Below are 12594 nucleotides of genomic sequence, written 5' to 3'. Positions count from 1 at the left end.
AGGGGGTGGTGCCCGTCCATCCGGGGGCGGGCACCACCCCCTGTCAGGCGTTAGGCGTCAGGCATCTGCGTCGGCCTACCCCGCGTCACACCCAGATCCGTACGGCCTCCATACGTCGTGACTGTCCCGTGGTGCCCACGTAGACCGGGTTCCCACTGGCCGAGCCCAGCCAGCCGTAGCCCTCCACGTGTGCCTGCGCCCCCACGCTGCCCGTACCGACCTGGACGCCCAGCGCCTCCATGCGCCGCGACTGCCCGGTGGTGCCGACCGTCACGACGTCGCCGTCCCGGCCGCACGCCCACCCCTGCCAGCCGATGTCGGCCAGGTGGGCGTTGGCACAAACGCCGCCGACACCACTGGTCGAGATCGCCAGGGCCTCCATCCGGCGGCTCTGGCCGGTCGTCCCCGCCACGCTGCCGTCACAGACCGCCGACTGCCAGCCGATGTCCTGGACGTGGGCGGCGTAACAGATCACCCGGGCGTTCGGCGCGAGCGAAGCGCGGGCTCTGCTCGTCGCCGCCTTCAGCTCCGCGACCACCGAGGCAGGCGCCTCGACGGCCGAACCGTCCGCACTCGCCCTGCTGGCGGCCGGGGCCGCGGCCGGAGCCGGGACCGACGGCTGAGCCTCGGCCTCGGCCACCCCCGAGGCTCCCAGGGCGCCCGCCAGCGCGAGCCCCAAGATGACACCAACTGCCTTCCCCATGGTCTTCTTCATGATTTTCCCCTCCTTGTACCGACTGGTCGCGAACATCTGTACCTGCGTTCCCAGGAGGGGAACAACCTCTTGGCACGGCTGCGGCTGAGAGCAGCCCCGGCATGGCGCGCTCCGGGAGCTTGTGCGAACACCGGCAAGTGTGCGTCAGCTTTGGATGGATCAACTGCCCGGCAAGTAAAGGCAGTTGCTCAATCGGTGGTGCTGCGCGGACCTGGCCGCGCGAATCCATGAGCGGCTCAGCAGGTCGTGGTCGCCACCTTGGTCACGGCGGCCAGATAGGCCGGCATCAAGGACCGCCGGTCGCCCCCAGGGGCACCGCCAACCCTCGCCGACCTGATCGCATGTGCCGGGTGAACAGCACGCCCCCTACGGCCCGGTCACTCAAGGGCAGTCCCGTGCCGACAGCAGGCGGCGCGGCAGCCCTCCCGCCGCGGCCGCCCCGCCCATGAACACACCAAGGCTCATATCGCGATGGTCTCTCCGATCGGCACGATCACAAGGGGTACTTCGGTGAGCATCTCCGGGCTCAGGAAACGGGCAGTCGACTGCTGTCCGATCGGGCCGAGCATGACCTCATGGATCTGGATCAGGTTGTTGGGCGCGACCTCTCTGACGTAGTCGGCCGCATCGCCGAGCTTTGTCCAGGGCCCACTCGTGGGCAGCAGCAGGGTGTCGACCGGGGCGTCCGGGACGTGGTAGGCGTCTCCGGGGTGGTAGAGGCGGCCGTCGATGAGGTAGCCGACGTTGGCTACCCGCGGGATGTCGCGGTGGATGGAGGCGTGCAGGTCACCGAAGACCGAGACGTCGAAACCAGCGACTGCGACGTTACCCCCCGCGGCCACGGCTGTGACTTGCCCGCGGGGGGCCGGCCACCGTTCGACCACCGACGCCGGTCCGTAGACCCGCAGCTCGGGCCTGGTCTCCAGCGACCTTGCGATGAGGTCCTCGTCGAAGTGGTCGAAGTGCTCGTGGGTGATCAACACGGCATCGGCGGCTGCCACCGCCTGCGCGGCGTCGGGGGTGAAGGTGCCCGGATCGATGACGATCTTCGCGTCCCCCTTGGTCACGGTCACGCAGGCATGCACATGCTTGGTCAGCTTCATCGGAACTTCCCTTCCGTCATATATGCAGTGTGGACTGTACAGTCCTTCCTGCATTCCTGGTAGCGTGACTGCATGCCCAAGCAGCCCCAAGAGCCCGTGCCGTCACCCGACCGCCTCGCGGACGCCTTGAGAACCACGGTCGGCGCCCTCGTCCGCGCCACGCGGTCCTCCGACCGCCTCGCCTCGATCCCGGCGACGGTCCTGGACCTGCTCGACCGGCAAGGACCGATGACCACTGCTGAACTCGCGGCCAGCCGAGGAGTGCGCCACCAGACGATGGCCGCCACCGTGAAAGAGCTCACCGAGGCCGGCTTCCTGGCCGTCGGCCCCGACCCGGCCGACGCGCGCAAGAGGATCCTCGCGTTGACTCCGGAGGGGACGAGCGCGATCGAAGCTGACCGCCGTGACCGCGTCAGCCTGCTCGCCCGGACAATCGCTGACAGCCTGAACGATGACGAGCAGCACCTCCTGGCCCATGCCCTGCCCGTACTCGACCGGATCGCGGCGGGGATCGCCCAGAGCAGGCCCACGGCCGACCGCGGTCCCGTCACCGGGGCCTGGTGATTCCCACGGATACCCGCATCGCGCCGGACTCCCGTCCGGGGAAGATCATCGGGGTCGGCCTGAACTACGCCGCCCATGCGGCCCAGCTCAGACGCCCGGCACCCCGAAGGCCCCAGATCTTCCTCAAGGCGCCCAGCGCTGTCATCGGCAACGGTCAGGCCATCGTCTTGCCCGCCGAATCCGCACGGGTCGAGCACGAGGCGGAACTCGCCGTCGTGATCGGCCAAACGATGCGCCGCGTGACCGCCCGCGGAGCGCTCGAAGGAATCGCGGGGTACTGCTGCGCCAACGATGTGACCGCCCGGGACGTCCAACACTTCGACGCAATAGCGCACGCCTGACAACCAACCTGTGTGCAATGCCCGTTGACTTCACCGTGAGGCACGTTCCGACCACGCCGCCCCGCTGCCTCGGCACAGAACAGGACCCGTCCGGGGGCAGGGCGACAGGTATCGGCATACTCGTGAACCTGACTCTGGACAACCGATCGCAGGGGCTCGCCATAGCAGAGCCCCTGCGCCCGTTTCCCGGCTCCGCCAGGATGGTGCAGCCGATCCCCCGCCGGCACCCCTCGCCAGGCAACTGTCCACTCAGCGCTAAGGAGTCTGCTGAGTTCGGATCTCCATTGGAGGGTGAGGCTCCCGCGATCAGGGAGTGCGTCGGCGTGCCGAAGGACAATAGATGAGGTTCTGTGGGGAGACTGGGGTCATGAGCAGCGCTGTCAGAGCATTCCTCGAAGGTGGACCGGACGAACTGCCCGAGCGGATCGTGCCGGTCATTCCGCCCGGAGGCGAGCTGAAGATCCCGTTCTGTGGCGGGTACGAGCACTTCAAGGCCACGTCAAGGCACCGGGAAACCGAGGAAGGCCGACTGGTTGTCTACGAGTGGTGGGAGCGGACCGAGATCGCGGAGTAGTCGGAGCCGACGCTCACACGCGCCCCCGCCTCCCGCTCCGAGGCGACCTCGCCACTCCACCTCCGCGCCTCGCGACCTGGATCAGCGACCCCTGTAGCACCCGTTGACCACAGCCTCGCGCAGCCAGTCACGCAGGGCCGCCGCACTCCAGGTCACCCCCGCCGCAGACCTGAGCTTTGGACGCCCGCGCCGCACTGGGAGACCTGCTCGACATCTTCGCGTGGCGTCGGGGGCGCGGTGCATCGGTCAGGTCGGCCAGGCCGCCCTTCTCGAAACGGTGGACGGCCGCGCACTGGGACCGGATGGCATTCCAGTAGATCGGCGACCTCGGGCAAGCAGGCGGGGGCACGCAGGCGGGCAGGAAGAGGTTGATGGTCGCTTCCTGTGTGCCGCCTCAGGCAACGTTCGCCCCGTTGTGAGGCGCGCCTGCCAACGGGTTCGACTGCTGGCGATAATCGACCGATGAGCATCGTCGAACGCCCTGTGCCGCCCCTGAACGCCGACGAGCGCAACACGCTCGAAAGTTGGCTCGACTTTCACCGCACAACACTCGCCATGAAGTGCGAGGGCCTGGACGACGAGCAGGCCGCCGTCGCGTCCGTGCCCCCGTCCGGCTTCACTCTGATCGGCCTCGTCCAGCACATGGCGGAGGTGGAGCGGAACTGGTTCCGCCGCGTGTTCGCCGGAGAACAGGCCCCGCCCATCTACGACCAGCAGGCTGACCCGTCTGGCCCCGACGGCGGCTTCGAGTTGGCCGAGGGCGCCACTCTGCACGACGCTCTCGCCACCTGGCACGCGGAAATCGCCCAAGCCCGTGAATGCTGCGCCGACCGCGCCCTGTCCGACACCGGTCGCTTCATGGAGCAGGACGTCAGCCTCCGCTGGATCTACGTCCACATGATCGAGGAGTACGCCCGCCACAACGGCCACGCCGACCTGCTCCGGGAACGCATCGATGGCAACACTGGCGTATAGCGCCGACCAGACACGGTTGGCACTGTCACGACGGGATGTACGCGCCAGCCGTTGGCGACGGAGCGTCGAATCGTGACGTAACCAGACGGCCGTGCTCGGCCGGCTGATGCGCCCGCCGCGCCCTGACCGCAGGCGAACTCGCCTGTGTGGAACGGCAGTTGAATCCTTCCTCACACCGTTTACAACCGCCACGCGCACCATCCGATCTGGTAATGCGCCGCTGCTCCCGGAGCAGCGGCGCATTACGGCGTGGTCAGGCTCAGTTGCGTCTGCCGTCTGGGAGGCAGCTGTTCGGGGGTGCGGTGCGGTTTCCGGTCAGCGGCGAGTGAGAGTGAATCCGGTGTCGTGGACGGCCTTGGTCCACACATCGCGGTCGAACCACTCGGTGATGTCGGGCCGCATCTCAGCGATCGTGGCCATGCGGGCCTGCCAGTCGCGGCCGGTCGCGCTCCGGCTGACCTCTCATCCGGTGCGGTGATCTGGCTATCGATGGTGTCGCACCGTGGCTGGCGCGACGTAACCCCGGCGGGCCAGTTCCGCCAGTGTCTCAGCAACGGCCTCCCTGAACGGCTTCGTGTTCCGCACACCAACATCGAACGGGCCACAACGCCCGGCAGGGGGCGTTTACCTGCCAGTTCTCTCAACAGGGCACGGGCCTGACGGCTTTGACGGGCCGCTCGCGCTCCTGGCGTGATCAGCGGGGTCGGCGGCGGATGTGCGTTCCTGGCGCAGGTCGAGATTGCAGCGCAGCCGCACCCCCGGCTCGCTCGGTGTCGTGGTCGTGCGGGCGCTGGGGCTGTCGTACAGCGCCCGACCAGCGCTTACTGGAAGGCGAGGGCCGTTTCGTCGTCCGCTGCCACGACGTCGACGGCGATCAGCCCGGACTCCGCGATGTACTCGTCGTTGATCGGCCTCATGCCAGGTCGACGCCTGAGCCGCCGCGGTTGCTCTTTGCCGACTTCGCTCCGTCCGTAGGCGGCAGCGTGGCCCAGTCATTCCTGCTGAAGGCCGTTGTGGAGGGGCAGGCCCGCAAGCACATCCCGGATCACATCTTGACCACTGAGCAGGGTCCAGTAGTAGTGGATGCGAAGCCGCATTGCCGACTGTCCACCCCAGTGGTGGCGTTCACGTTCGCGTGTGACCCTGGCAGGCGGGCGGTCGAGTCGCGTGACGGGCGCTCAGCGTCTCGTCTCGTACCTGGTCAGCACCACGCCGCCGGGGAACGTCCGCGTCTCCAACAGGTTCAGATTCACCCAGCTGTCCAGCTCGGTGAAGAACGGCGTGCCGCCGCCCACCAGGACCGGCGCGGTGGCCAGCACGTACTCGTCAATCAGCCCGGCCCGCATGGCCGCCCCGGCGAGCGTCGCGCCGCCGATGTCCATCGGGCCGCCGTCCTCGGCCTTAAGCCGGGTGATCTCGGCGACCGCGTCGCCGGTGACCAGGCGGGTGTTCCAGTCGACCTTCTCGATCGTCGAGGAGAACACCACCTTCGACATGTCCCGCCAGCGGCGCGCGAACTCGATCTGCGACGGGGTGGCATTGGGCTGCTGGTCGCCGGTCGGCCAGTAGGAGCTCATCGTCTGCCACAGTTTTGTCCCGTACAGCGACAGATCGGTTGCCTGCAACTGGTCGGACCAAAACTGGAACAGCTCGTCACTTGGCGCGCTCCAGCCGATGTCGTCGCCGGGCGCGGCGATGTAGCCGTCCAGGGTCAGGTTCATGCCGTAGATCAGTTTCCGCATGGCGCCAGCCTTCCGCGAGTCGGTCTCACACGTACAGACCGACGCGGCGCGGGAAACTCATCGGTGCGCGATCTGAGCTCGCATGGAGTCCTCGTGCTCGGTGGCCCAGCCGCAGACTCATCGTTCCGCCGAGAAAATGTCATCGCTCTGAGACTGATCTTGGGTGACATGACATCGCAGTGAGACAACACAGAACCAGCAGGTCACAGAAGATCGACATGCCATCGGCCGCGAGATCCTACAAGCTCCAGCCAACACAGGGTCACCGAGGCCACGAGGACTTCGCGTCGGTCACCGACCTTGTGGCTGAGCCACGCCAATCCCCCGTCAGGCACTCGCTAGTCGAACACAAGAGAACAATCGGTGACGGGCGCGCCGCTGCTGTTGCGGCTCGTGAGCGAGGCGTCGCCGCAGCCTCAAGCCTGAATGTGCTCCAGCCCGTTCCGGCTACTTGGCCTCGCTGTTGAGGAGGGCATGGATCTCGGCGGGCGGTTGGTTGTTGCGTTGAACTGTGTCACCGCCTGCCGTGGACAGCGGTCGTGTGCTGTCTGTCCGGCTAGGGGAGACAATCCACACCGAGCCAGCGCAAATGGCGGCACGGGCGCAACCTGCGGGCCGGAAGACCGGGGGTGCTCGGCTGGGCGCTGCTGATCCTGCTCATGGCCGCGCTGTGCCTTCGACGTCACTTCAACGGGCGCCACTGCCCAGCGCGTCACCAACTCCAATAACCCTGGCTACACGGTGCGTTTGACAGACCGCAGGGCCCCCTCAGACCACGCCGCGGACCTGAACCCGTTCTGGCAGGGTGGGGTCATGAGCGAGTTGATCGAGCGAGTTGATGTGCACGACCGCGTGCTGGGTGTGGTGGACCGAGGCGATGCGGTACGCAATCGGTGGTACTATCGCATGTCCATGGTGCTCTGCCGGGATGCAAACGGTCGGATCCTTGTACACCAGCGCCCAAGGAGCAGTTCTCGCTTTCCGGGGCAGTACAGCTGGCTCGTCGCGGGAGCTGTCGGCGTCGGCGAGAGCTACGAAGCAGCGGCTGGCCGGGAGCTCGCTGAGGAGCTGGGCGTCGAGGCCCCGGTGACTCCTCTGTTCAAGTTCTTGTGCGAGGGCGAGCTCGGCCCCTACTGGTTCGCTGTGCACGAGGCAACAATCGAGGCGCGCCAGCTGCGGCCCAGCGCCGAGGAAATAGGCTGGTTTGACTGGCTGGGTGAGCGTGAGCTGAAGGCGCTGATCGACCAGTGGCACTTCGTCAGCGACAGCCGGGATGCATACCAGCGGTACCTAAGTGGTCATGGTCGTGAGAACAACCGAGGATAGGTGCCCTCGACGGCCGGCTTAAGGACCTTGGCAACGCTGCGGGCAGAGCCGGGAGATGCCGTACGCGAACACCATCTGTCCGTCGTCCTTCACCAGTTCCTTCGTCGCCGACCACTGCGCCGGCGACATCGCTTTCATCTCCTGCTCGCCCAGCAGCCCGCAGTACTGCTTCATCGCGTCCGCGGCTGCTGTCGCCATGGTCTGCCCGCCGAAGTGGAACGACGTGCCCAACACCCGCGACGATGGCTCCGGCGAAGAGCACGGCCACTCGGTCGGCCAGCTCCTGCGCCTCCTCCATGTAGTGCTTTGTGGGCGATGGTCTCGCGGATCGTGAGAATCGGGCTCGACCGCGGTGTCCTGCAGCACCAGTACGATCCCCTCGCGCAGGGCGCGCCGTGGACTGGTCGACCGGGTCGAGGCCGAGCACGTCAACGCATCCGCCGTCCTGGGTGCGCCCCCCAAGATCTCCACGGTGGTCGTCTTTTCGGCGCCGTTGCGGCCGAGCAGCGCGAAGATCTGCCCGCGCTCGACGCCGAAGCTCGCCCCGTCCACGGCCCGTACCGCGCGCCGTAGCTCTCGTGCAGGTCTTCGACCACGACCGCGCTAGCCATGACCGGCGCCCGCCGCCCGTTGCGTGTGCGGCGGCGTCAATCACGGACGCACGTGACCTCCAGCGTCAGGTCGAGATGGCGCCCGGCCATCCCTCGGGCCGCGGTCACACCGAACTCGATGCGGTCGACCCGGGTGGTGGCGCGGACGGTGAAAGAGTTCGTGTGCACCTCCGAGCGCACGATCGACAGGCTCGCGGACCGGGTGATCCCGCACGCGGTGAGCGTGCCCGAGACGGATGTTGCGTCCACCCGCTCGGAGACGAAAGTGATCAGCGGGTGCCGGTCGGTGTCCAGGAACTTCACCGACCGCACGTCGCGGTCCCGTTGGCCGTTGCCCGTACTGAAGCTCGCCGCTTCGACCTCGACGCGCAGACGCGACTGGGACAGCGGCTCGGTCACCTCGACCGTGCCGCCCCGGATCGCGAACGTGCCGCGTACGGGCATGAGGCCGAAGAAGTGTCTGCTCTTGAACGTGATGGACGAACTGTCCGTGTCGATCGAATAGCGGCCGAGCCGGGGAGTGGTCATGGTGGGGTTGCCTGTTGCATCCATGCCCTCATTCCACGGCAGCGGGCCCGTCGCGCGGCAGGGTGAGCGGTCGGTTCCGGGAGCGACGAACGGCTGGTCATCGCCGGCGGCATGCGACTTTCGTAGGGTCCGCCCGAGGCGGAGGTACGGGGTGGCTCCGGCGCAGGCGGGGCGGCGGCACGGATGCCCTACCGTAAACGTCATGACTGACAGACCGTGGCACCGCGGGCACTGGGTGGCGGTTGACGTTGCGACAGCGGTCGCCTTCGTGCTGCTCGACACCGGCACCACGCTGATCGGCGCCAGTTGGTGGCCGGACCACCCGGACACCCTCGCCTGGGTCGTGCTGGGCGTGCAGGCGCTCGCCTGCGCCTCGCTGGCCCTCCGCCGCGTCGCCCCGCTCACCGTCGTCGGCGTGCTCGGTGCTTTCACGCTCGCGGTGACGCTGCTGATCTCACCGGGCGACGCGCTGACGCCCGCCCACGACGCGAACGTGTGGGCCCCCTACGCGACCGTGGCGGCCGCCTACAGCCCGTTCTTCTACCAGCCGAACCGCCGGACGGCGTTCCTCGTACTCGCCGCCTGCACCCTCGTCATCATGCGACCCTGGCAACCCTCGGTCACCGTCATGACGATCGGCCTGCTGCGCACCGCGGTCGGGCCGCTGCTGGCGCTGTACTTCGACGCCCGCCGACGCATGGTCCTCGCCCTCGTCGAACGCGCAGAGCGAGCCGAGCGGGAGCGCCACCTGCTCGCCGAACAGGCTCGCGCCGAAGAACGCGCGCGGCTCGCCGGGGAGATGCACGACGTGGTCACGCACCGGGTGAGCCTGATGGTGCTGCAGGCCGGAGCGCTGCGAGTGACGGCGCAGGATGAGGGGACCCGGCAGGCTGCGGAGGAACTGCGCGCCGCGGGCTGCCAGGCCCTGGAGGAACTGCGAGACCTCGTGGGCATTCTGCGTACCATGCCCGAGGGCGACAACACGCCCTCGGTGGGGGGCTTCACCGACCTGGTCGCCGAGTCGATAGCGGTGGGCACACCGACCGAGTTGATCGAGGACGGCGACCCGGCCCTCGCCTCACCGTTGGTCGGGCGCACCACCTACCGCATCCTGCGCGAGGCGCTGACCAACGTCCGCAAGCACGCGCCCGGCGCCCAGGTGACCGTACGGGTGCAGTACGACGAGGCCCAGGTGCGGATCACGGTCCACAACAGTGCCCCGACCAGCAGAGCGAGCAACGCCCTCGCGGGCACCGGCTCCGGCATGGGAATCGCGCAGCTGCGTCGGCGCATAGAACTCGTGCACGGCACCCTGCGGGCCGGACCCTGTCCCGACGGCGGGTTCAGCGTCGAGGCGACGCTGCCCTCATACGTCCCGACCGCGCGATCGGCGGTGTGAGCGTGGCCCGAATAGTGGTGGTGGACGACGAACCGATGGTGTGCGTGTTCCTGCGTACCATTCTCGACTCGGCCCAGGACCTGGAGGTCGTCGGCATGGCCCACGACGGCGCGGCCGGCATCGAGGCCGTCCGGCGCAGCCGCCCGGACGTCGTCCTGATGGACTTGCGTATGCCGGGCATGGACGGGCTGGCCGCGATCGAGCGCATCAACCAGCTTGCACAGCCGCCGAACATCGTGGTGCTGACGACCTTCGACGCCGACCAGTACGTGTTGCGTGCCTTGCGGGCCGGCGCGACCGGGTTCCTGGTCAAGTCGACCCCGCCGGAGGAGCTGATCGGGCTCGTACGGACGGCTGCCCAGGGGCACACCGTGCTCTCGCCCTCCGCTGCCCGTCGGCTCATCGCCGCGTCGACGGACAGCCTTCCGGCCCGCGACCGCGCACGCGAGCTGGTCGCCTTGCTGACCGAGCGGGAGATCGAGGTCCTGGCCGGCCTCGGCGTGGGCCTGTCGAACGCGCAGATCGCGGCCCGGCTGTTCCTCTCCGAGGCCACGATCAAGGGCTATGTGTCGCGGATGCTGGACAAACTGGGCTGCGTCAACCGCACCCAGGCCGGTCTCATCGCCCACGACGCGGGCATCATCGGCTCGTAGGGAGCTCGCCGGGCTTGGAGAACCCGGACAGGTCCGTTCGCCGTTCCCCCACAGGAACGTCGACGAAGGTCGTCGCCCTGAGCGGAAGGACGAGCCGAACCTGTCCGGTTAGGGCGCTCAGGGGCGGTGAGCTGGCATTCCGCTACGCGAGTGCTGTCGTGCGGTTGCGGGAGCCCCGGGGGGCGTTGAGTGCGGAGAGGTCGGGCCCCGGGACGCTCTGCCCCCAGGCGGCACCGCCGGGTTGATGGTCGGCCGCGAGGAGGAAGGATTCACCGCGGGCGACGTTGGCGGTGTACCCCGCCGCGAAGCCGTACGAGACGCCGTTGATTCCGAGGGCTGCCAGCACGCAGGAGGCCGTCTTGTCGAGCCCGTCGGCGTTGTCCACGTCGAAGCGTCCGCTGCGGAGCCAGTTCACGACCACCTCCACGCCGTACTGGGTGTGGAGATCGATCGCTGCGCGGTTGGCCTGGAAGACGGGGGCAACCGTGTTCTCGAAGTCCTGCTTGATCTCAAGGCATCGGAGTGCGAGTTGTCGGCGCCGCTCGGCGGCCGCTTCCTGATACTCGGCGAGCGCAGCCGCCGACACGGGGCCGGTGGCGTTCCCCCGGCCGCGCATCACCATGTGGGTGGCATCGTCGAGGGAGGGGTAGGTGATCTCCGCGAACCTGCTGAATCGTGTGTCCCAGTTGTCCTTCGCGAAGATGTGTCCAGCGCTGTTGGACGCGGTGATGTCGAGGGCCGCGACGCATTGCTGGCCCGGTCCGTAGAGCACGACGTCGGGCCGGGTCCCGCCGTACACCTGCTGGAGTCCGATGTGGTAGCCCGCGGGCATGCTCGCCTTCGCCATCTCGTACGTGGCGAGGGACTCCACCGCGTAGCCGAACTCCTTGCTGACCGAGCCGCGCGTGCCCGCGACGAACTCGGCCCACACCTCGGTCCAGTGAAGCGTGTGGCCGTCAAGCTGACCGAGAGCCCCCAGCGCCGGATAGCTGACCACGTAGTCGTACGCACCCTGGACGGCAGTGTCGAGGGCCGTCACGCAGGCGTTGAACGCCTGCTGCGCCGCATCGTCGCCGTCGTTGGCATCCTTGCGGTGCGGCACCAGGCGCTGTACGGACTCTGCCTGCTGCGGAGTGTGGTGGCCGGATCGCTGGACCGCCTTGGTCGCGTCGACGGACGGGGCCGGTCCGCTGACAGCACGGCGCGCGTTCGTCTCGGCCTCGCGTTCGAAGCGGTCAGAGGGGTCGGACACCTTCAGGCCCGCCCCGTTGTCCGTGCCCGCGACGGGCCCCTGGCGCTGCTGGATGACATGGGTCAACTCGTGGGCCAGAGTGTGACGGTCGTTGCCGCCCTCGCCGAGGACCACATGGGAACCCGAGGTGTACGCGCGGGCACCCACCTCCGTGGCGGACGACTTGGCGGCGGCGTCGTTGTGGATGCGGACGTCGGAGAAGTCGGCGCCGAGCCGGTTCTCCATGTCGGTGCGGGTGGCATCGTCCAGGGGACGGCCGGGAGCGCGCAGGACATCGTGGACCGCGGAGCGCTGTATGGCGGGCTCGGCCGACGGGTGACCGCAGCCCGCGTTGTGCTGGTGCTGTTCCCGGGTTCCCAAATGACCGGCCTGACGGAGCAGTTGCACGACGGCCGCGTTGCCCGCGGCACCCTGGAGGGCGAGGAAGCCGCCAGCATTCCCGCTGCCCTGGGCCGCGGTCGTGGCGCCGGGGCGGGCAGACTTCTTGCCTTCGGAGCTCTGGGCCTGTTCGTTGGCGCGCATGGGGTCCTCTCGTGGGCGCCCCGAGTGGCGCTACGGGCCGGTTGGAGCGGTGACAGCCGACTGGCTACCCCGCCATCCGCAGACGCAGCCACGCCGATCCTTTCACCGACGGCCAACACTCCACAACGCCACACCTCCACGCCGTCCGCAGCAACATTGCGTGGGCGGGCCCCACCCGAGATGCGTTCCCCTGTGCTGAACGCACCCCGGTCGGCGACGAGTTCTCCTGTGAGCCCCACCTGGCCGGGCTGCTCCCCCACCCCAACAGACCTGCTGAGGCCGTCCAGTC

The 12594-nt window shown here is 68.4% G+C and carries 15 protein-coding genes; 7 read left to right on the top strand and 8 right to left on the bottom strand.

Features of this window, described 5'->3' with window-relative positions:
* Positions 1-85: 85 nt before the first annotated feature.
* Together OG522_RS34945 and OG522_RS34940 are read right to left on the bottom strand one after the other, a co-directional pair.
* On the bottom strand, positions 86-715 hold the full coding sequence (locus OG522_RS34945; protein WP_329467053.1) for a polysaccharide deacetylase: 630 nt from the start codon (positions 713-715) through the stop codon (positions 86-88).
* 461 nt (positions 716-1176) lie between these two features.
* Positions 1177-1818 (bottom strand): MBL fold metallo-hydrolase, encoded by a 642-nt coding sequence (locus OG522_RS34940; RefSeq protein ID WP_329467052.1) that lies wholly within the window; start codon positions 1816-1818, stop codon positions 1177-1179.
* A 72-nt stretch (positions 1819-1890) separates the two neighbouring features.
* Here OG522_RS34940 and OG522_RS34935 point away from each other — a divergent pair, with 72 nt between their 5' ends.
* From OG522_RS34935 to OG522_RS34920, 4 genes are all read left to right on the top strand, one after another.
* On the top strand, positions 1891-2382 hold the full coding sequence (locus OG522_RS34935; RefSeq protein WP_329467051.1) for a MarR family winged helix-turn-helix transcriptional regulator: 492 nt from the start codon (positions 1891-1893) through the stop codon (positions 2380-2382).
* On the top strand, positions 2379-2723 hold the full coding sequence (locus OG522_RS34930; protein WP_329467050.1) for a fumarylacetoacetate hydrolase family protein: 345 nt from the start codon (positions 2379-2381) through the stop codon (positions 2721-2723). The genes OG522_RS34935 and OG522_RS34930 overlap by 4 nt, the downstream gene beginning before the upstream one ends.
* Before the next feature lie 367 nt (positions 2724-3090).
* On the top strand, positions 3091-3297 hold the full coding sequence (locus tag OG522_RS34925; RefSeq protein WP_329467049.1) for a DUF5988 family protein: 207 nt from the start codon (positions 3091-3093) through the stop codon (positions 3295-3297).
* A gap of 462 nt (positions 3298-3759) precedes the next feature.
* Positions 3760-4272: a DinB family protein gene (locus tag OG522_RS34920; protein ID WP_329467048.1), complete on the top strand. Its 513-nt coding sequence runs from the start codon at positions 3760-3762 to the stop codon at positions 4270-4272.
* A 624-nt stretch (positions 4273-4896) separates the two neighbouring features.
* Here OG522_RS34920 and OG522_RS34915 read toward each other — a convergent pair.
* The 3 genes from OG522_RS34915 to OG522_RS34905 all read right to left on the bottom strand — a co-directional run bounded on the left by OG522_RS34915 (position 4897) and on the right by OG522_RS34905 (position 6014).
* Positions 4897-5079, bottom strand: a complete 183-nt coding sequence (locus OG522_RS34915; RefSeq protein ID WP_329467854.1) for a DUF6207 family protein — start codon at positions 5077-5079, stop codon at positions 4897-4899.
* 14 nt (positions 5080-5093) lie between these two features.
* Complete coding sequence (locus OG522_RS34910; RefSeq protein ID WP_329467047.1) at positions 5094-5189, bottom strand: DUF6207 family protein; 96 nt, start codon at positions 5187-5189, stop codon at positions 5094-5096.
* Between the two features lie 261 nt (positions 5190-5450).
* Entirely contained in the window at positions 5451-6014 is a 564-nt protein-coding gene (locus OG522_RS34905; protein ID WP_329467046.1) for a dihydrofolate reductase family protein, read from the bottom strand.
* A gap of 813 nt (positions 6015-6827) precedes the next feature.
* On the opposite strand from OG522_RS34905, the gene OG522_RS34900 reads away from it, so the two are divergent.
* Positions 6828-7340 (top strand): NUDIX hydrolase, encoded by a 513-nt coding sequence (locus OG522_RS34900; RefSeq protein ID WP_329467045.1) that lies wholly within the window; start codon positions 6828-6830, stop codon positions 7338-7340.
* A gap of 18 nt (positions 7341-7358) precedes the next feature.
* Here OG522_RS34900 and OG522_RS34895 read toward each other — a convergent pair whose 3' ends face one another.
* Together OG522_RS34895 and OG522_RS34890 are read right to left on the bottom strand one after the other, a co-directional pair.
* Positions 7359-7892, bottom strand: coding sequence for an ATP-binding cassette domain-containing protein (locus OG522_RS34895; RefSeq protein ID WP_329467044.1), 534 nt, complete (start codon positions 7890-7892; stop codon positions 7359-7361).
* 95 nt (positions 7893-7987) lie between these two features.
* Positions 7988-8503, bottom strand: a complete 516-nt coding sequence (locus OG522_RS34890; RefSeq protein WP_329467043.1) for a YceI family protein — start codon at positions 8501-8503, stop codon at positions 7988-7990.
* Between the two features lie 178 nt (positions 8504-8681).
* Between OG522_RS34890 and OG522_RS34885 the strand changes: the two genes are divergently transcribed.
* Together OG522_RS34885 and OG522_RS34880 are read left to right on the top strand one after the other, a co-directional pair.
* Positions 8682-9878 (top strand): sensor histidine kinase, encoded by a 1197-nt coding sequence (locus OG522_RS34885; protein WP_329467042.1) that lies wholly within the window; start codon positions 8682-8684, stop codon positions 9876-9878.
* The gene (locus OG522_RS34880) at positions 9875-10531 is read left to right on the top strand and encodes a response regulator (RefSeq protein ID WP_443074789.1); all 657 of its coding nucleotides are present in this window, start codon (positions 9875-9877) and stop codon (positions 10529-10531) included. Before OG522_RS34885 ends, OG522_RS34880 begins: the two co-directional genes overlap by 4 nt.
* A gap of 142 nt (positions 10532-10673) precedes the next feature.
* On the opposite strand, the gene OG522_RS34875 is transcribed toward OG522_RS34880, so the two are convergent.
* Positions 10674-12305 (bottom strand): eCIS core domain-containing protein, encoded by a 1632-nt coding sequence (locus OG522_RS34875; RefSeq protein ID WP_329467040.1) that lies wholly within the window; start codon positions 12303-12305, stop codon positions 10674-10676.
* Positions 12306-12594 lie beyond the last annotated feature (289 nt).

It is taken from the genome of Streptomyces sp. NBC_01431, from assembly GCF_036231355.1.
Lineage (GTDB): Bacteria > Actinomycetota > Actinomycetes > Streptomycetales > Streptomycetaceae > Streptomyces.
This window is presented reverse-complemented; position numbering and strand designations above follow the sequence as displayed.

Coding starts and splice junctions, on each gene's coding strand:
- OG522_RS34945 (WP_329467053.1), bottom strand. CDS start 715: ATGAAGAAGACCATGGGGAAGGCAGTTGGTGTCATCTTGGGGCTCGCG.
- OG522_RS34940 (WP_329467052.1), bottom strand. CDS start 1,818: ATGAAGCTGACCAAGCATGTGCATGCCTGCGTGACCGTGACCAAGGGG.
- OG522_RS34935 (WP_329467051.1), top strand. CDS start 1,891: ATGCCCAAGCAGCCCCAAGAGCCCGTGCCGTCACCCGACCGCCTCGCG.
- OG522_RS34925 (WP_329467049.1), top strand. CDS start 3,091: ATGAGCAGCGCTGTCAGAGCATTCCTCGAAGGTGGACCGGACGAACTG.
- OG522_RS34920 (WP_329467048.1), top strand. CDS start 3,760: ATGAGCATCGTCGAACGCCCTGTGCCGCCCCTGAACGCCGACGAGCGC.
- OG522_RS34910 (WP_329467047.1), bottom strand. CDS start 5,189: ATGAGGCCGATCAACGACGAGTACATCGCGGAGTCCGGGCTGATCGCC.
- OG522_RS34905 (WP_329467046.1), bottom strand. CDS start 6,014: ATGCGGAAACTGATCTACGGCATGAACCTGACCCTGGACGGCTACATC.
- OG522_RS34900 (WP_329467045.1), top strand. CDS start 6,828: ATGAGCGAGTTGATCGAGCGAGTTGATGTGCACGACCGCGTGCTGGGT.
- OG522_RS34890 (WP_329467043.1), bottom strand. CDS start 8,503: ATGGATGCAACAGGCAACCCCACCATGACCACTCCCCGGCTCGGCCGC.
- OG522_RS34885 (WP_329467042.1), top strand. CDS start 8,682: ATGACTGACAGACCGTGGCACCGCGGGCACTGGGTGGCGGTTGACGTT.
- OG522_RS34875 (WP_329467040.1), bottom strand. CDS start 12,305: ATGCGCGCCAACGAACAGGCCCAGAGCTCCGAAGGCAAGAAGTCTGCC.